The following is a 20308-nucleotide window of genomic DNA, read 5'->3' on the forward strand; positions in this document are numbered from 1 at the left end:
ATGAAAAAGAACCAACTCTCTCTCATTGGTGTCCTCCTGGCAGTCGCTGCGCCCTTCGGGGTTGCGGCGTTCGCGCCGTTCACAGCCTCCGCCCAGACGGGCGGCGTCTGCATTCCGGCCAACGTCCGCGAAGAGGTCGAAGCCTGTCAGGAAGGTCTCGAGCGTCGTGACGTGCGCGCCGGTACTCGCGCGCCCAGCGGCGTCGGCCCGGACCAACGCACGTCGGAAGCGCAGACCACTGGCGAGTACACCATCGACCGTAGCGCCGAGGCACGTGGCGCGCAGATCCAGGCCCGTCAGCGCGCGCTCGTGGAGCAGGAGGTCACGCTGCTGCGTCGCCTCATCCGCAACACGCGGCAGACCGACCCGCGTCGCCCGGAGATCCTCCTGCGCCTCGCGTCCACGCTCTTCGAGTTCCAGGCCGCGCTCAATGCCGATGTGCAGTCGTTCAACGACCCCATCTATCAGCACTGCACGCAGACCCCGAACCGCCAGCAGTGCACCACGCAGCGCCAGGGTCAGCAGGCCGCACGTGACCGCCTGAGCGAGGCGCAGCGCGACACCATCCGCGCCTACTACCAGCTCATGACCGAGCACGCGGACTACCCGCGCATGGACGAAGTCCTCTTCTCGCTGGCGTTCGGCCTCAGCGAGATCCGCGAGCACGACCAAGCGCGTGAGGTGTACCTGAAGCTCATCCAGGACTACCCCACCAGCCGCTTCGTGCCGCACGCGTACCTCAGCTTCGGCGAGTACTACTTCGACGAGGGCGACATGGAGGCGGCGCTCCGCTTCTACAGCAAGGTCGTGGAGTATCCGCCCGAGAACAACTCGGTCTACGGCTACGCGCTCTACAAGACGGCGTGGGCCCAGTACAACAACGAGAACTTCCAGGGCTCGCTCCGCGCGTTCGTGCAGGTCATCGAGTTCGCCACCCAGAACGAGTCCGCCACCGACGGTGGCAACCTGGCGCGCAAGGCGCGCCTCGAGCTCATCATGCCGTACGCGCGCACCGGGTCGCCCAACGCGGCCCTGCGCTTCTTCCAGCGGTACGCCACCGATGAAGAAGAGGCGTTGCGCATGCTCGAGTCACTGGGCGAGCAGTACTACGACACCGGTCACTGGGACGAGACCATCGCGGTCTACCACCAGCTGATGGCAGAGCGCCCCAACAGCGACCATCTCTGCAAGTGGCAGTCGAAGGTCACGAACGCGACCATCTCCAAGAACTCGGACCGCACGGCGCACGTGCGCGAGCTCAGCCGCTTGCGCGACATCCAGGCGCGCTTCGTGGCGGACACGGCGCACCCCGAGGCGGCTCGAAACGAGTGCAAGGCCGAGACGGCCACCGTGCTCCTCTGGCAGGCCGTGGGTCTGCACCGCGAGGCCGTGGGCGCCGACGACGAGCACCCCGGCACCAACAACGTGGAGACCATGCGTGCCGCCGCTGCGCTGTACCAGCTCATCCTGGACGGCTACCCGGACCTCGACACGCTGCAGTTCGCCGACATCGACGAGCGCGACCGTCCCACGCGCTACCGCATCAGCTACTACGCCGCCGAGCTCCTCTGGAAGATGCAGGACTGGGAGCGCTGTGGCCCGGCCTTCGACCAGGTGGTCACGCTAGACCCGCGTGGTGAGTACACGGCCGACGCCGCGTACGCTGCCGTGCTCTGCTACAACAACTTGTACCAGGCGCAGTACCAGGGCCGCGAGGGCGAGGTCCGCGCGGCCGCTCCCGAGGGCAGCCCCGAGGCCGCCGCTGCCTACGCGCCGCGCGAGCTGACGCAGCTCGAGGCCGGCATGGTCCGCGCGTTCAACCGCTACCTCTGCTTCGTCACCGAGGCGGACGAGGTGGTGATGGTCAAGTACCGTCGCGCCCGCATCTACTACGAGGCCAACCACTACCAAGAGGCCGCCGTCGCGTTCCGCGACATCGCCATGAACCACCCCACGGCGGAGCAGGCCGAGTTCGCGGCCAACCTCTACCTGGACAGCCTCAACGTGCTCGGAACCCAGATTGGCACCGGCAACTCCGCGTGTCTCACCGAGATGGAGGGCGCCATCGACCCGCTGGCGCGCCTCTACTGCGGCACCAACGCGGCCGAGCACGAGGACCTCTGCCCCGTGCTCGAGACCATCCGCTGCCAGCTTCGTCGTAAGCAGGCCGAGCTCTTCGAGCGGAACCACCAGTACCGCGAGGCGGCTGGCATCTACCGCGACATCTACGTGCAGTTCGAGAACTGCGGCGACAAGGACCAGCTCCTCTGGAACGCGGCGCTGAACCTGGAGGCCGCCAACCTGGTCGGTCTCGCCATCCAGGCGCGTCAGAACCTCATTCGCCTCCACCCCGACAGCCCGCTAGCGTCCAAGTCGGTCTACCTGATTGGCGCCAACTACCAGTCGCTGGCGTTCTACGAGCGCGCTGCGGAGTTCTACGAGCGGTTCGCCCGTGAGTACCCGCGCATGGACGGGACCACGTGCACCGACCAGGAGCGCGCGGACAACCTCTGCCCGAGCGCGCCGGACGCACTCCGCAACGCGACCCTCTTCCGCATGGGTCTCGGCGACACGGAGCAGGCGCTGGCCAACGCCGAGCTGTTCTCCACCAACTACGGCCGCACGCGGCCGCGGGAGACGGCCCAGGTGCACTTCTCGATCGGCTCCATCTACGAGCGGACCGAGCAGCGCGACCACACCATCCGCTACTACCGTCACTTCTTGCGCGACTTCGCGCGCACCGCCTCGCCGCATCAAATCATCCAGGCCAACACGGCCATCGGCCGTGCGATGTGGCAGCAAGAGGACCAGGGGGGCGCAGCCTCCAGCTTCCGCGCGGCGGCCCAGGCGTGGCAGCGCGGCGCAGCGCAGCGCATCCTCGCCATCGAGGACGTCTCGCAGGAGGAGCGCGTGCTGTGGGTGCGGCAGGCGGTGGACGCCACGGCCGAGGCCCTGTTCTACCTCGCAGAGTACAAGTTCCAAGAGGCGCAGGCCATCCGCTTCCCCGAGTACCGCGGCGGTCGTAGCCTTGCCCGCGTCACCGCGTGGTCGACGGGCGAGTTCACGCAGTGGTACCAGCGCAAGGCCGCAGCCATCCTGGCGGCCATCACCGAGTACAACAAGATCGCCACCGTCACGGTGACCATCGAAGGGCAGGGCGCCATCGACTCGCCGCCCTGGCAGATCGCTGCGGCGTCGCGCATCGGTGAGATGTTCGACCGCTTCGTGCAGAACTTCCGCGAGGCGCCCATCCCGGCCGAGATCGAGGCCGACGAAGAGCTCTACGGCATCTACACCGAAGCGCTCGACGGGGCGTCCGAGCCCTACCTTCGCGAGGCCATCGACAAGTACCGCTTCTGTCTGACCACGGCCACCAACGTCCGCTGGTTCAATCAGTGGTCGCGTGCTTGCGAGGCCAACCTCAATCGCCTCAACCCGCGTGAGTACCCGATGTCCTCGGAGCTTCGTGGTCCGCCCGACTACATCGTGGAGCCTGCGTCGCGCCCCGGCATGGAAGAGCTGGGCTCGGGTGACGGGGAAGACACGGCCGGCAGCGACGCCGCCACGACCACCACGGCCCCCACGGGAGACCAGTCATGAAGACCCTTCGACACATCAACACGGGCCTGGTGCTCATCGGTCTGGCCGCCGCGGGTTCGGGCTGCGGTGGCGGCGGCAGCGGCGGCGAAGGCACCTCGGGCGGCGAGACCGCTGTCACCGAGACGGGCACCGAGGTCACCAGCGCCTCGGGCGAGGCGGTCTCCGTCGAAGCTCACAACCGGTGGACCGGCGCCAACGAGCTGTTCAATCAGTACGAGACGCAGGGCTGGAACGAGAGCCGCTGCGAGGAGGTCATCGAGGCCTACGAGCGCACCATCAGCGCGCAGCGCTCGCTGGCCGAAGCGCACTACATGGCGGGCCTCACGGCGTCGCGTTGTGGCGACACCTCCGAGGCACGCGAGCACTACGAGCGCGCCCTGTCGGTGACGGCCACCATGTGCAAGCCGCGCGTGGCCCTGGGCCTCATGTCGCTCGAGGCGGGCAACGTGGCCGAGGCGCGCACCGCCTTCGCGCGCGCCATCGAAGAGAACCCGGCTACCTGCTCTTCGGGCTACACCAACCTCGCCATCCTGCAGCGCCGCGAGGCGGCCGGGCAGGCGGGTGAGGCGCGGACGGCCACCGAGACCGAGGCGCTCAACAACCTCCGTCGCGCGCTGGCCATCGACTCCGACGACATGGCCGCCTACAACCAGATGGCGCTGCTGTACTACACGCGCGGACTCCGCAACAACCCCGCGGCTCACGACCTCGCCGAGATCGTCTGCCGTCAGGCCCAGCTGCTGAGCGACACCTACGCGCCCATCTACAACACGTGGGGCCTCATCAAGGTCGCTCGTGGCGACGTCAACGGGGCACTTCGCTTCTTCGCGCGTGCCATCACTCTCGACAGCGCGCTCTACGAGGCGCAGATGAACTTCGGCCAGATCACCTTCTCGTTCCGTGGCTATGCCGACGCGCGGGGGGCCTTCTCCCGCGCCCTCGAGCTGCGGCCCAACAGCTACGACGCCGCGCTCGGCCTCGGCGCCGCGCTCCGTGGTCTGAACGAGGTGGAGCAGTCCGAGGCTCAGTACAACCGGGCCATCCAGCTCGATGGCGATCGCCCGGAGGCCTACTACAACTTGGGCATCCTCTATCACGAGTACCGCGGCGGCACGATCCCCGAGCTGGAGCGCGCCAAGCAGTACTACCAGCAGTTCGTCACCAAGGCGGGTCGCGCGCCGCGCTACGCCGAGACCGTCACGCAGGTGTCGGCTCGCTGCGCCGAAGAAGCGGCTGCCGGCCGCGGGTCCAGCAGCGCACGCCGTCGTCGCCGCGCCGCCACCTGCGCACCGGGCCGCATCCAGCAGATCGAGCAGATCATCGCCGCGGTCCGCGAGGGCGAGGCCATGCAGCGCGAGGTCGAGGAGATCGAGGCGGAGCGTCGTCGGCAAGAGGGCGCGGCCGCTCCCGAAGGGGAGTGAGGCCCAGATAGACCTCGGTTCGAGAGCCCCGGAGCGCTGCTTCGGGGCTTTCGCCGTTCGGGGGCGGGGTGTGACGCAAAAAGTGATGCCCGACGGAACTTGCGGTAGCACCCGGTGTCAGACCTCTCGTATCCCACTCCAAATGGTCGGGCCCTTCACACTAGGGCGTTGACCATCGGAGCCCGCAAGGGATACGATGCGGCCTCGGTCACCGAGCGGCGTCCACCCGGGCGCGTCAACGCGACAAGAGGATAATCATGAGAGAAATCGCAAAAAGATGGCGAGCTCCTCAACGTGCGCCGACGCGGTCGGCGCGCTTCGCTCATCCGCGTCCGCGAGCACTTCATCCCCGAGATGCTCAAGTCCGTCGAAGACCTCTGAGTTCCAGTCTACCGACCGCCGGCGCACGGCCGTTTGGAGAAGCTAGTGGCACACAACATCCCGATCTCGTTCAAGATCTACTCTGGCGACCAACTGGTCCGCACGGAGTCCCTCACGCAAGACATCATCAAGGTGGGCAAGCTGCAGTCCTCGCACTTGCGCATCGACGACGACAACGTCTCGCGCATGCACGCGGTGATCGAGGTCACCAGCCCGACGGAGGTGTTCATCATCGACCTCGGGTCCGCGTCTGGGACCATCGTGAACGGCAAGAAGGTGAACAAGGCGCAGCTCAACTCGGGTGACGAGCTCACCTTGGGTGGCAGCCGCGTGGTGGTGGAGATCGGCGCCGCCGTGGCAGCCGAGGCCCCCGCGCCCGCCGCGCCTCCGCCCCGTGCTCCTGCGCCGCCGCCCGTCAAGGCCGCCGCTCCGGCTGCGCCTGCGCCAGTGGCCGCTGCGCCCGCCGCGCCGCCCGCGCCCAAGCCAGCGGCTCCGGCGGCCCCCGTCGCGGCGGCGCCCCCGCCGCCCAAGCCGGCCGCGCCGGCCGCCAATCCGTTCGCGGCGGCCGCCACGGCCAACCCGTTCGGCGCCGCCAAGAAGCCGCTGCCAAACCCCTTCGCGCCGCCGCCTGCGTCCAGCGCCAGCAGCCGCTCGCTCGAGGGTGTGGACCTCAGCACCATCGACCCCGAGAAGCTGACCTACGGCGTCGTGGCCAGTGGCCCGCCCGTGGACCCCAACGAGGTCGAGACCTCCGCCCAGGCCCTCGAGGTCATGGTCATGTGGGGCAAGTCGGTCATGCACGTGGACCACTTGAGCCCAGCTCGGTCCTTCTACCTGGGTGAGCCCGAGGGCAAGGAAGAGGTGGATTACCTCATCTCGCCGGACATCATCGGGGTGCAGCGCATGCCCATGGTGGTGGTGTCGGGGAGCTCGATCGCCATGGTGTTCCCGCAGGGAGCCGTGGGCGAGGTCACCATTGGCGACCAGTCCACCGCCATCGAGAGCATCAACCTCGGGGCTTGCCCCGAGGTGCCCAACGCCCAGCAGTACCTCATCCCCGAAGGCGCGATGGTTCGCGTCACGTGGAAGGGCTTCACCTTCATGGTTCGGTCCGTCAAGGCCGGCAAGAAGGTGGCCGTTGGGTTCTCGCTCGACTGGGTGCCGCTGGCATACATCGCCGGCGTCATGCTGTTCGTGGGCGCTCTGCTCACCGCCATGTACTTCTCGCCGCCCCCTGTGGCCGGCCTGAACAACGACATCATCGACCCGAACAGCCGCCTCGCGCAGTTCATCATCGAGCCGCCCGAGACCGAGGAGCCGCCCGAAGAGGAAGAGGCTCCCAGCGAGGATTCGGGCGGAACCGGCACGGCGCACGACGGCGAGAGCGGCGCCATGGGCGACGAGCAGGCCGAGCGCACCGACAACCACTACTCCATCCAGGGTGATGCCAACCCGGAAGACCAGCAGATGGCGCGCCAGGAGGCCCGCGAGCAGGCGGCCACCGCCGGTGTCGTCGGTGCTCTGGCGGCGTTGTCCGGCTCGTTCATGTCGCCCACGTCACCGTACGGCGGCGACCAGGCCATCGGTGCGGGCGAAATGAGCGCTCTCGGCGCGCTGACGGGATCGCAGGCCGGTTCCAACTTCGGTATGGGCGGTCTCGGTCTGACGGGCACCGGTCGTGGTGGCGGCGGCTTCGGCCAGGGCACCATCGGCATGGGCACCATCGGCACCATCGGTCATGGCAGCGGACGTGGCACGGGCAGCGGCATCGGTGACGGTGGTGGGCTCGGCGATCGTCAGGCGTCGCGCCCCCAGATTCGTCCCGGTACGGCGGCCATCCGTGGTTCGCTCTCGGCCGACGTCATCCGCCGCGTGGTTCGTCGCCACCTCGGCGAGGTGCGCTTCTGCTACGAGCAGGCCCTGAACTCGCAGCCCGATCTCCGCGGCACCGTTTCGGTGCGCTGGATCATCTCGCCCACCGGCTCGGTCACCACCTCCACGGTCTCCGGCTCCACCCTCGGCAGCTCGCGCGTCGAGAGCTGCGTGGCCAGCGCGGTGCGTCGCTGGACCTTCCCGGCGCCCGACGGCGGCGGCCTGGTCTCCGTGACCTACCCGTTCACGCTCGAGTCCAACTGACCCTCCTCCGAGGCTGAACCTCGAAGCGGCGCCTTCCTCTGGGAGGCGCCGTTTTCGTCTCTGCGGCGAACAACGTGCAAGTGAGCAAAGTTTTGCATTGTGATCTCCGTCCCGAATTCCGTACCATCGGTGCCCCATGAGCCGGCTTCAGACCATCGGTTTTTCACTGGTTTTTTTCGTTATTTTGACCGGCGGGAATTGCTCCCGCGCGCGCGTGGAGTCCATGACTCACATGAACGCGGGTGTCGCGGCAGCGCGCACGGGTCGCTACGCCGACGCGAAGGAGTCGCTCGAACGAGCGATCGCGCTCGACGCCACCAACGATCAAGCCTTCTTCAACCTCGCGATCGTTCACATGGAGATGAGTGAGTGGGAGGTCGCCGAAGAGCACCTCAGCCGCGCCATTTCGGTGAACCCCGCGCCAGCCGGCTACCACGAGAAGCTCGGCACCGTGCGCATGCAGCTCGAGGCGTGGGACCGCGCGAAGGAGGCCTTCGAGGCTGCCATCGCCGCCGACGCAAACCTGTTCAAGGCCTATTTCAAGCTCGCCCAGTGCCTCGAGCGGCTCGATGATCCGCACGGTGCCCTCGTGAACTACACACAGTCCGCGCAGCGTGGCCCGCGCTTCATCGAGGCGTACATCGCGCTCGGTCGGCTCTACGCCGATCAAGGCTTCCCGGAGCTCGCCATCCGCGTGCTGCGCAGCGGCCTCGACGTGGCCATCCCGCGCACGGACGAGCAGGCTCAGCTCTACCACATCCTCGGCACCATCCAGCAGGAGCAGGGCAACCACGCGGCGGCCGTGGAGTCGTACCGCGCTGCGCTCGACATCCTGCCGGGCATGCCGGACGCGCTGTTCTCCATCGGCTGGACCTACGCGCTGATGGACAACCGCGAAGAGGCCATTCGTTACCTCGAACTCTATGTCGCCGGCGCCGGCCCCAACGCCCCCGAGCACTACGTCCGCGCCGCGCAGACCAAGCTGACTCAGCTTCAACTGTAAGCGCCCCCAGACTTCAACCCAGAGACGACGGGCGCGACTGCTTCGAGTAGCGAAGAGCGCGACCCTATCATTCAGCGGGAATCAAGAGCATGTCCGACGAGCACGAGATCGACGACACCGCAGCAGCAGAAGAGACGACCACGCAGGACGGCGCCGAGAGCGACACGTCAGCGGCGGCCCCAGCGGGCGAGCCGGTCTCCATGGAGCTGAGCGCCGCGGAGCTGGCCAAGATTGCCGAGTTCGACGAGGCGCTCGAGAAGTTCGAAGGACAGAAGCGCTGGTCGGACTACATCCGGACGCTGCTGCAGAAGGCCGACCTCTATCGCGACCCCGTGATGAAGGCCAACCTGTACCGCGCGGCCGGCATGCTCTACCTGGACCGCTCGAGCAACCAAGCCGAGGCCATCAAGTGCTTCGAGCGCGTGCTCGAGGTGGCGCCCAACGACGTGGAGTCGATGACGCGCCTCAAGGAGATGTACGAGAAGCGCCGCGACTGGGAGAGCCTCATCGGCATCATGGGTCGTGAGGCCGAGATGCTGGACCCGGCCGACCGGCCCATGCGCTTCGTCGAGATGGCCGAGCTGGCCACCGAGCGCCTGCGCAAGCCCGACGTCTGCATCGACCTGTGGAAGCGCGTGCTCACGGTGGACCCGTCGAACGCGGCCGCCCTCGACGCCCTGTCCAACCTCTACGAGCGTGCGCGCGAGTGGGAGCCCCTGGCGGGCGTCCTCGAGGTGCTCTGCGCCGCGCACACGGACCAGACCAAGCTGCTGGCCGACCTGCAGAAGCTCGGCATGATCTACGCCGACAAGATCGGCGACGACGCGGGCGCCGTGCGCGCGTTCCAGCGCGTCCTCACGCTGGACCCGAACGACCGTCGTGCGCAGGAGCAGCTCAAGCGTCGCTACGTGGCGCTCAAGGCCTGGGACGAGCTCGAAGAGTTCTACGCCGAGAGCGAGAAGTGGGACGAGCTCATCCGCCTCATCGAGAAGGAGTCGGAGACCAAGGAGACGCCCGACAGCGAGAAGATCTCGCTGCTGTTCCGCGCTGCGCGCCTCTGGGAAGAGAAGAAGGAGAAGCCCGATCGGGCCGCTCGCGCCTATGAAAAGGTGCTGGAGATCGACCCGGACAACCTGCAGGCGGCGGAGTCGCTCTCGCCCATCTACGAGGCCGCGAACGATCCGCGCAAGCTCGTGGCGGTCTACGAGGTGCGTCTGCGCCACGTGGTGGATCCCGACCAGCGCGTGGCCCTGCTGCGTGAGACCGGTCTGCTCTACGAGGAGCGCCTGCGCGCCCCCGAGCAGGCGTTCGAGAAGTACCTCGAGGCCTTCGCCCTCGCGCCCCACCAAGAGGTCGTGCGCGAAGACGTCGACCGTCTGTCGGCCGGTGTCGAAGGTGGCGTCACGCGCGTCATCGCGGCGTACTCGAGCGCTATCGAAGGCGGGTCCGATCCTGCCGAGGTGACCGAGCTGCGCATGAGCTTCGGCGGCGTGCTCACTCAGGCGGGCCGCATCGACGACGCCATCGCGCAGTACCGCGTCGTCTACGACGAGGTGCCCGATCACGAAGGCGCCATCTCCGCGCTGGCCGAGCTCTACCGGCAGACCAGCCGCTTCAGCGACATGCTGGGCATCTACGACCGGCGCATGGAGCTCGAGACGGACCCCGAGGCGCGCCGCCAGATGGCCTACGCGCGCGCTTCGCTGTTCGTGAACGAGCTGGCCGACCCCGCGCACGCCGTCGAGGCGTACCAAGCGATCTTGTCGGAGTACGGCGACGCCGAGGTGGACGCGTACCGCGCGCTCGACGAGCTCTTCGAAGGGCAGGGCCGCTGGTCCGACTTCGCCGACACCGTGGAGCGCCGAATCCTGCTGGCCGAGTCGCCGGAGGAAGAGGCCGCCCTCAAGTTCCGCCTGGGCCGCGCGCTCGAAGAGCACCTGGACCAGAAGCCGCGTGCGGTGGAGCTCTACAACGAGGTCGTCACCACGCTCCCGGAGCATGACGGCGCACGCGAGGCGCTCGAGGCGTTGCTCGTGGACGAGTCGGTGGGGGTCCAGGCCGCCCGCATCCTCGTGCCCATCTACCAGGTGCGTGAAGAGAACGAACGCCTCATCCGCGCGCTGCGCGTGCTGCACCGCGGCACCACGGAAGCGGACGAACGGCTCGAGCTGCTCACGCAAATCGGTGACGTCTACGCGTACCAGATCGAGAACCCGCAGAAGGCCTTCGACGCCTTCTGTGAAGCCCTGCGCGAGGTCCCCTCGGACGCGGGCACGCTGGCGCGACTCGAGGCCATGGCCATCGAGCAAGAGAACTTCGCGCCGCTGGTGGAGCTCGTCAGCGAGCTGGCAGGTGGCGTGCAGGACACCGACCTGGCGCGCACGCTGTGGATCAAGGCAGCGCAGATCTACGACACGCAGCTCGGCAACGTGGACGGCGCGGTGGGGGCGTACCGCAAGGTGCTGGACCTCGACCCGGCCGACCTCGAAGTGCTCGAAGCGCTCGAGAACCTCTACCGCCGTACGGAGCGCTGGAGCGACCTGGTGGGCGTGCTTCGCAGCCGCGTCGCCATCTCCACCGATGGGGCCGAGCAGGAGCAGCTGCTCTCGCAGATGGCGCTCATCCACGACGAGTACCTCTCGCAGCCCGACGCGGCCATCTCGCTGCACCGCGAGATCCTGGAGATCGACCCGGCCAGCTCGAACGCGCTCGCCGCGCTCGACAGCCTCTTCGCGCGCCAGGAGATGTGGACCGAGCTGGCGGACAACGTGGACCGTCAGCTGGCCATGGCGGACGACCCGGATCGCCAGGTCGAGCTGATGCTGCAGCTCGCGCAGCTGCGCGAGACGCGCATGAACGCGACGGATGCGGCCATCGAGATCTACCGCAACGTCCTGGATCGTGACGCCTCCAACCCGGCGGCGGCGGGGGCCCTCGAGCGCCTGCTGCAGCAGCCCGAGCATCAGGTGGTCATCGCCGAGATCCTCGAGCCCATCTACCTCACGCACGGTGAGTACCAGAAGCTCATCGGCGTCCACGAAATCCAGGCCACCCACGCCAGCTCGCCCGAGCGCCGCGTGCAGCTCCTGCATCGCATCAGCGAGCTGAACGAAGAGGCCCTGGACGACTCGCAGGCCGCGTTCACCGCCATGGCGCGCGCCCTCGCAGAGGACCCGGCCAACGCCACCACCCAGGCCCAGCTCGACCGCCTGAACCTGGTCATCGGTGGGGCCGAGCAGCTCGCTGTCGTCTACGAGCAGCGGGTCGCCTCCGTGGAAGACCCCGTCCTCGCGGCCAGCCTGTACGTCAAGGCCGCCGAGATCCGCGAAGAGCAGCTGGGCGACACCGAGCGCGCCATCCAGCACTACCGTCGCGTGCTCGAGCTGGACGACCAGCACCTCGAGGCGGCCAGCGCCCTCGAGCGCCTGTTCCATCTGAGCGAGCGCTACGAGGACCTGGCGTCCATCTACCTGACCAAGTCCAAGATGCTCACGGAGCCGGACGAGCAGAAGGCGCACCTCTTCCGTGGCGCGCAGATCTACGAAGAGCTGCTCGAGCGTCCCGAGTCGGCCATCGCCGTCTACGGCAAGGTCCTCGAGATCGACACCGAGGACCAGCAGGCGCTCGACAAGCTCATCGAGCTGCACCTGCGCCTCGACCAGTGGCCGCAGCTCTTGTCGGTGTACGAGCGCAAGGCCGACATCGTCTACGACCCAGACGAGAAGAAGCGCATCTACGTGCAGATGGGTGCCGTCTACGAGCACGAGCTCAACGACCCGGCCAAGGCGGTCGACACCTACCAGCGCATCCTCGAGATCGACCCCGAGGACCTGACGGCCATCCAGCGCCTCGACCAGCTCTACCAGACCACCCAGAACTGGCCGGAGCTCATGAGCGTGCTCGAGCGTGAGGCCGAGCTGGCGCAGGAGCCGATGGAGGTCATCAGCTACCGCTACCGCATCGCGGAGCTGTGGCATCGCCGCCTGAACGACTCCAACCGCGCGGTGGATATCTACCGCGACATCCTGGACGTGGACCCCGGTCACGCACCCACCACGGCAGCGCTCGAGGCCATGATCGCCGAGGGCACCGAGGCCGTCGCGGCGGCTGGCGTGCTCGAGCCGGTCTACCGTCAACTGGGTGAGTCGGCGCGGCTCATCGCCGTGCACGAAGTGCAGATCCGCTACGAAGAGGACAAGGGCCGCTCGGTGGAGCTCCTCCATCAGGTGGCCGAGCTGCACGAGGTGCACCTCGACCAGACGCGCGAGGCCTTCAACGCCTACGCACGCGCGCTGCCGCTCGACAACGCCAACGAGGTCACGCTGGGCTCGCTCCAGCGCCTCGCCGACGTGGTGGACGGCTGGAACGACGTCACGCGGCTGTACGATGTGGAGGTCGAGCGCATCCGTCAGGCCGCCCCGGACGACGTGGTGGACATGGCGCTGCGCACCGCCCAGATCTACGAGGTGCAGGTGGGTGACGTGGACCGCGCCATCGATCGCTACACGATCGTGCTCGGCGCGGACGACATGAACCTCGAGGCGATCAACGCCCTCGATCGCCTGTACGAGGGCACGGAGCGCTTCGCCGAGCTGGCGGGCGTACTGCAGCGGCAGATCCAGGTCGCGGCCACGCCGGACGACATCCTCAACAACCAGTTCCGCCTCGGGCAGGTGTATCAGCACCACCTGGCGGACGTGGACAGCGCCATCGAGCAGTACCGCGAGATCCTCGCGGCTGCGCCCGAACACCAGCCCGCCATGAGCGCGCTCGAGCTGCTCTTCGCGGAGGGCGTGCGTCCGCTCGTCATCGGCGAGATCGTCGAGCCCATCTATCGGATGAGCGAGTCGTGGGACCGCCTGCTCAACGTGCACGAGGTGCAGCTCAACTACCAGAGCGACCCGCACGAGCGCGTGCACATGATGCAGCGCATCGCGGAGATCGCCGAGGAGCGTGCGGCCGACCATGACCGCGCGTACGTCTGGGTGCAGCGCGCGCTGCTCGAAGACCCGAGCAACGAGCAGACGCTGGCCGAGGTAGAGCGCCTCGGCTCGGTGCTGGACCACTGGGGGCAGCTCGCCAACACCTACGTGGACGCGCTGGCGCGCACCACGGACGCCGAGCAGAAGGTGGCTCTCGGGAAGCGCCTCGCGCGCGTCTACGAAGAAGAGCTGGCCGACGTCGCGCGCGCCGAGGAGACCTTCCGCTACGTGCTCAGCGTGAACCCGCGCGACATCGAGTCGCTCGAGGCGCTGGACCGCATCTACGTCGCCAACGGCGCGCACCACGCCCTCTCCGAGGTGCTGAAGCTGCGGGCTGTCGCCACCGAGGACAACGTCGACAAGGTTGAGCTGAGCTTCCGGCTCGGCAACGTGCTCGAAGATCAGCTCGGCCGGACGGCCGAGGCCATCGCGGTCTACCGCAACATCCTCGACACGCTCGAGCCCGAGCACGCGGACAGCATCCGTGCGCTGCAGGTCATCTACACGCGCCAGGAAGACTGGGCGAACCTGTTCGCGGTGTTCCAGAAGGAACTCACGGTCGTCTTCGGCGACGCGCAGCAGGGCGACATCACCGCCAAGATGGCGCGCCTCGCCACGGTGGAGCTGGGCAACCCGGAGCAGGGCGTCACGCTCTGGAAGCAGGTGCTCGAGCTGCGTGGTGAAGACGTCGAGGCGCTCAACGCCCTCGGCTCCATCTACGCGAACGCGGAGCAGTGGAAGGACCTCGTGGACGTGCTGGAGCGCGAGGTCGCCATCACGGAGGACGAGGAGCAGCGCAAGGCCATCTACACGGACCTCGGTCGCGTCTTCTACGAGAAGCTCGAGAAGGACCGCAACGCGCTGGACGCTTGGGAAGAGGTCCTGGCCATCGAGCCCGGCAACACCGTGGCCCTCGCGAACATCAGCGAGATCTACCGTGCGGCCAAGCAGTGGCACGAGCTGGCCGACGCGCTGCACCGCACCGTGGACGCAGGCGCGGCCACCATGGACGACGGGGCGATCACGCACGTCTACATGCAGCTCGGTCACCTGTACTGCACGGAGCTCGAGCAGCCGCTCGACGCCGCCGAGGCATACCGCAACGCGCTGGACGTGAACCCCGGCCACACCAACGCGCTGGCGGCCCTCGAGGTCATCTACCGCAAGGAGGGCATGTGGGAAGAGGCCATCGGCGTCATGGAGCAGCGCGTCACGGCGCTCCAGAACCCGAACGACAAGATCGCCCAGCTGCTCTCCATCGCGAATGCGTGGGCGGGTGAGTACGGCGACGCAGACCGCGGCACCAGCGCCTTCCAGCGCATCGCGGATCTCGCGCCCATGCACAACGTGGCGTTCTCACGCCTCGAGGCTCTGCACACGTCGGCCGGACGCTGGGAGGACTTGATCGAGGTCTACGTCCAGCGCGTCGAGAACACGGACAGCGCCGAAGAGCAGGTCACGCTGCTGTGGAAGGTGGCCGAGGTCAACGAGGTCAAGCTCCAGCAGCTGGACCAGTCGTTCGACGCCCTGCTCCTTGCCTGGAACGTGGACTTCACGAACCACGCCACGGCCGAGAAGCTCGAGGCGGTCACACGCAAGACCAAGAAGTGGAACGACCTCTTGGCGGCGTCCAACGGCGCTCTGCAAGAGACCGACGACGCGGCGACCAAGATCGCCATCTGCCTCAACTGCGCCAAGTGGTACGGCCAGGAGCTCGGGCACCCCGAGTACGCCATCCCGTACTACCAGCAGATCCTGGCCATCGACCCGAACAACGTGCCGGCCATGCAGCAGATGGCGGAGCTCTACCGCTCCACCAAGCAGTGGGACACGCTGGCCCAGGTGCTCGGCCGCTTGGTCGAGATGACCGACGACCCGGACGTCTTGGCAGAGACCTACGTGCAGATGGGCGTCCTGGCGGACACCCAGCTCAACATCCCGGAGCAGGCGGGTCAGTACTACGCCCAGGCGCTCGAGGTGGCCCCCGCAAACGTCGCCGCGCTCACCGCCCTCGAGGGTGTGCACCGTCGCGAGCAGCGCTTCCCAGAGCTGCTCTCCATCCTGCAGCGCAAGGCTGCGGCCCTCACCGAGCCGAAGGCCGTGCTGGCCGCGAAGCTGCAGGTCGCCGAGGTCCTCGAGGACCGCATGGGCAAGCCCGCCGACGGCATCCGCGTCTACCGCGAGGTGTTCGAGGCCGACAGCTCCAACATCGTCGCCATGAAGGGCCTCGAGCGGCTCTACGCGCAGACCGCGCAATACCAGGGTCTGCTCGAGGTGCTGGAGCGTCAGCTCGAGATCGCCGAGACGGAGCGCGAGCGCATCGCGCTGTTGACGCGCATCGCGCTCATGCAGGAAGAGGAGTTCGTGCGTCCCGCCGTGGCCGCCGACCGCCTCGAGCAGGTGGTGGACATCGACCCGAACCATGAGCCCTCGCTCAACGGTTTGGCGCGCCTCTACCGCGGCATGCAGCAGTGGGACAAGCTCATCGACACCTACGAGCGGCACGTCCAAGCCACCCCCGACCGCATCGAGAAGATTCGCCTCTACAAGGCGTCGGGTGAGGTGTTCGCGGTTCAGCTCAAGGACGTCGATCGCGCCATCGACAGCTACTTGAACGCGCTCTCGGTGGACAGCACCGAGGTGCAGACGCTGGACGCCCTCACGCGGCTCTACGAGCAGCGTGGCGACCACAGCTCCGCGCTCGACATGATGGACCAGCTCTCGAAGCTGGTCAGCGACCCCGACGAGACCATCGACCTGCACTTCCGCATGGGTCGCATCCTCGAGGAGGAGCTGGGTGACCGTGGCGGTGCGCTCGAGCACTTCGAGGCGGCGCTAGACGTGAACCCGGGTCACCTGCCGTCGCTCGAGGCGTTGCGCAAGATCCACATCGACTCGGCGGACTGGCTCTCGGCCGCCAAGGCCCTCCACCAAGAGGTGGAGTACAACGAGCTCGAGCGCGTCAAGGGCGAGCGCCTCGTGCTGCTCGGTCAGGTGTACGCCAACAACCTCGACGAGCCCGAGAAGGCCGTGGAGTCGTTCGGTCGTGCCCTGGCGTTCGACTCGGAGAACGAAGACGCCGCGCTCCCGCTCGCGCAGCACTACTTCGACCTCGACAACCACGCAGAGGCGTACCCGCTGCTCTACATGCTGAGCAAGCGCGCGGCGCGCCGTGAGCAAGAGGAGCAGCACCGCCTGGCCCTCATGCTGGGTCAGTCCGCGCTCGTGGTGGGCAACACCGAAGAGGCGATCAAGGCCTACAACAAGGCCTACTCCATCGACTCGGCGCACCTGCCCTCGCTCACCGGCGTGGCGGCGGCCTACTACGCGGCGGCCGACTGGGAGAAGGCTTTCAAGTTCTACCAGATGCTGCTGGTGCATCACCGCGACTCCCTCGGGCGCGAGGAGATCACCGACATCTTCTATCGCTTGGGTGTGGTCAAGCGCGAGCAGAACGAGAAGCGCAAGGCGCTCAACATGTTCGACAAGGCGCTGGAGGAAGACAACTTCCACCGGCCCACGCTCGAGGCCGTCATCGGGCTCTACGAAGAGCAGCAGAAGTGGGACCAGGTCATCCACTACAAGAAGCAGATCCTCGAGGTCTCCACGAGCGACGACGAGCGCTTCAACTTGAACGTGGAGATCGGCGATCTCTGGAACGACAAGCAGAAGAACCCGGGCAAGGCCATCGAGTCCTACAAGGAAGCGACCTACCTCAAGCCGGAAGATCACCCCGTCCTGCACAAGCTCTTGGCCGCGTACCAGCGCACCAAGCAGTGGGAAGAGGCCATCGACATCATCGAGCAGATCTCGGCGGCCGATAAGCGCGACGTGGCTCGCGCGAAGTTCAGCTACACCGTGGCCGTCATTCGGCGCGACGAGCTGAAGGACGTGGACGGCGCCATCGACAAGTTCAACGAGGCGCTCGACACCAACCCGAAGGAGCTGAAGGCCTTCGAGGCCATCAACAAGATCCTCACGGAGAAGAAGGACTGGAAGGGCCTCGAGCGTGCGTACCGCAAGATGATCCATCGGGTCATCAACATGCCCGACATGAAGGACTTGCAGTTCAACCTGCTGCACACCCTGGGCATCATCTACCGCGACCGTCAGAAGAACTTCGACTCGGCCGCAGAGGCGTTCCGCATGGCGTCCGGGCTCAACCCCGACGCCGACACCATCCACGTCATCCTCGCCGAGCTCTACACGGCCATGGACGGCAAGAACGTGGAGGCCATCGGCGAGCATCAGTGGCTGCTCAAGCGTGACCCGAACCGGGTGGAGTCCTACCGCGCGCTGTACAAGCTGTACTTCGACGCGCGCGCCTACGACAAGGCCTGGTGTGTGGCCGCCACGCTCTCCTTCCTCAAGAAGGCGGACAACGAGCAGCAGCAGTTCTTCCAGCAGTACAAGCAGGAGGGGATGATTCGGCCCACCTCGCGCATCGACAACGAGCGCTGGCTGAAGCTGCTCTTCCACCCCGACGAAGACCTGGTGCTCTCGAAGATCTTCGAGCTCATGGCGGTCCCCCTCTTCGCCGTGAAGGGTGCGTCGGATCAGGCGCTCAACCTGCACACCCACAAGCCGGTGGACGTCGCCAACTCGGACGTCATGTTCGCACGCACGTTCGGCTTCGTGATGCAGGTCATGAACCTGGCCATTCAGCCGCGCCTCTTCGTGCTGCAGAACGTGCCCGGTGGCATGGCGGACCAGTGCAGCAAGCCGCTGCCCTCGGTGGTCGCCGGCAACGGTGTGCTCACCGGCTACAAGCCGCAGGACCTGACGTTCCTCATTGGCCGTCACCTCGCGTACTACCGCGGTGAGCACTTCATCCGCACCATGCTGCAGTCCCACACGGAGCTGCGCATGGTGCTGCTGGCGGCGCTCCGCATCGCGGGTGTGGGCCAAGCGGATCCGCAGGTGGACCAGTGGGCCCAGCAGCTGGTGCCGCACTTCCAGCAGGCGCAGATCGACACGCTGCGCGGCCTGTGCCGGCGCTTCATCGAGGCCGGCGGCTCGGCCGACGTGAAGGTCTGGATGCAGTGCGTGGAGGGCACCGCCATTCGCGCGGGCTTCTTGCTCTGCAACGACCTCGAGACCGCGGCCAACCTGGTGCGCCAGCTGCCGCCCGCGGGCACGGCCGACCTGCCGCCCGGCGACAAGCTGAAGGAGCTCGTGCTCTTCAGCATCTCGGAGCAGTACTTCGCGCTGCGCGAGGGCCTCGGCATCCAGATTCAGGTGTGAGTCTGAGGTTCCCGCGGTAAGTGGGATGAGGCATCCGGACCCCGGCGAGCGACTGAGAAGTCGTTCGACCGGGGTCTTCGGTTTTGGGGCTTGGGCTTGGTGGGGGGCGAGCACGAGCACGAGCACGTCAACGATCACGATCACGTCCACGCGGGCGTGATCGTGATCGTTGACGTGAACGTTGACGTGCTCCTGCTCGTGCTCGGAAAGGGGATCCGGCTTGCTCGAGCCAAGAATCCACACTAGAACGTGTTCCACTTTGGCGCCGCCCCTCGCTCTCGAGGGCGACTCGCTGCACCCCACCAGAGCCCCCCGGGTACCCACATGACTGAGTGCTTCATCTACGACGCCGTGCGCACGCCGCGCGGCAAGGGTCGCAAGAAGGACGGCGCGTTGGCCGACGCCACGCCGCTCCACCTCGCGAAGACCGTGCTGGCGGCGCTGCCCGCGCGCGGCTCGTTCGACAGCGCGGCCATCGACGACGTGATCCTGGGCTGCGTCGAGCCGGTCATGGAGCAAGGTGCCAACATCGGTCGCCTGGCGGCGCTGGCCGCAGGCTATGACGAGAGCGTCCCGGGCTTCCAGGTGAACCGCTTCTGCTCGTCGGGCCTCGAGGCCGTCAACCTGGCCGCCGCCAAGATCAAGGCCGGCGACGCCGACCTCGTGGTGGGTGGTGGCGTGGAGAGCATGAGCCGCGTGCCCATGGGCGCTGCCGGCGGCTCGTGGTCCACGGACCCGTCCATCGCGTTCCCCACGCACTTCGTGCCACAGGGCGTGAGTGCAGACCTGCTCGCCACCCTCAGCGGCCACAGCCGCCGTGACGTGGACGCGTTCGCCGCCGAGAGCCAGCGGCGCGCCAAGCAGGCCTGGGACGAGGGCCGCTTCGCGAAGTCGGTGGTGCCCGTGAAGGACGTCATCGGCGTCACCATGCTGGACCACGACGAGTTCATCCGCCCCGAGACCACGGTGGACAGCCTCGGGAAGTTGGAGGCCAGCTTCAAGGTCATGGGCGAGAGCTACGGCTTCGATGCGGTGGCCATCCAGCGCTACCCGCAGGTGGAAGCCATCAACCACATCCATCACGCCGGCAACAGCTCGGGCATCGTGGACGGTGCTTCAGCAGTGCTGCTGGGCAACGCGGAAGCCGGCGCGCGCCTGGGCCTCAAGCCCCGTGGCCGCATCGTCACCTCGTACAGCATCGGCAGCGAGCCGTGCCTCATGCTCGCGGGCCCCGCGCCGTCGGCCAGGAAGGCTCTGGCGCGCGCAGGCCTCACGGTGGCGGACATCGACCTCTGGGAGATCAACGAGGCCTTCGCGTCGGTCTGCATGCACTTCATGACGGAGATGGGCATCACCCACGAGGTCACCAACGTGAACGGCGGCGCCATCGCCATGGGCCATCCCCTCGGAGCCACTGGCGGCATGCTGGTCGGTGTCGTCCTCGACGAGCTCGAGCGCCGCAACCTGCGTCGCGGTCTCATCACCCTCTGTGTCGGCGCCGGCATGGGCACCACCACCATCATCGAGCGCGTCTGAGCGAC

Annotated in this window: 6 protein-coding genes; all 6 read left to right on the forward strand. The window is 67.4% G+C overall.

Annotated elements, in window-relative coordinates:
- The 6 genes from IPI43_08065 (at position 1) to IPI43_08090 (ending at position 20303) form a co-directional block, all read left to right on the forward strand.
- Positions 1-3600 carry a tetratricopeptide repeat protein gene (locus tag IPI43_08065; GenBank protein MBK7774083.1) on the forward strand — a complete coding sequence of 1200 codons (3600 nt, stop codon included), beginning with the start codon at positions 1-3 and terminating at the stop codon, positions 3598-3600.
- Positions 3597-5021 (forward strand): tetratricopeptide repeat protein, encoded by a 1425-nt coding sequence (locus tag IPI43_08070; protein ID MBK7774084.1) that lies wholly within the window; start codon positions 3597-3599, stop codon positions 5019-5021. The genes IPI43_08065 and IPI43_08070 overlap by 4 nt, the downstream gene beginning before the upstream one ends.
- Before the next feature lie 426 nt (positions 5022-5447).
- Complete coding sequence (locus tag IPI43_08075) at positions 5448-7538, forward strand: TonB family protein (protein ID MBK7774085.1); 2091 nt, start codon at positions 5448-5450, stop codon at positions 7536-7538.
- 223 nt (positions 7539-7761) lie between these two features.
- Positions 7762-8541 (forward strand): tetratricopeptide repeat protein, encoded by a 780-nt coding sequence (locus IPI43_08080; GenBank protein ID MBK7774086.1) that lies wholly within the window; start codon positions 7762-7764, stop codon positions 8539-8541.
- 89 nt (positions 8542-8630) lie between these two features.
- Entirely contained in the window at positions 8631-18767 is a 10137-nt protein-coding gene (locus tag IPI43_08085) for a tetratricopeptide repeat protein (protein ID MBK7774087.1), read from the forward strand.
- Positions 18768-19091: 324 nt separating this feature from the next.
- Entirely contained in the window at positions 19092-20303 is a 1212-nt protein-coding gene (locus tag IPI43_08090; GenBank protein MBK7774088.1) for an acetyl-CoA C-acetyltransferase, read from the forward strand.
- Positions 20304-20308 lie beyond the last annotated feature (5 nt).

Source organism: Sandaracinaceae bacterium (assembly GCA_016706685.1).
In the GTDB taxonomy this organism is placed as follows: domain Bacteria; phylum Myxococcota_A; class Polyangia; order Polyangiales; family Houyiibacteriaceae; genus JADJJE01.

Coding starts and splice junctions, on each gene's coding strand:
- IPI43_08065 (MBK7774083.1), top strand. CDS start 1: ATGAAAAAGAACCAACTCTCTCTCATTGGTGTCCTCCTGGCAGTCGCT.
- IPI43_08080 (MBK7774086.1), top strand. CDS start 7,762: ATGACTCACATGAACGCGGGTGTCGCGGCAGCGCGCACGGGTCGCTAC.
- IPI43_08085 (MBK7774087.1), top strand. CDS start 8,631: ATGTCCGACGAGCACGAGATCGACGACACCGCAGCAGCAGAAGAGACG.
- IPI43_08070 (MBK7774084.1), top strand. CDS start 3,597: ATGAAGACCCTTCGACACATCAACACGGGCCTGGTGCTCATCGGTCTG.
- IPI43_08090 (MBK7774088.1), top strand. CDS start 19,092: ATGACTGAGTGCTTCATCTACGACGCCGTGCGCACGCCGCGCGGCAAG.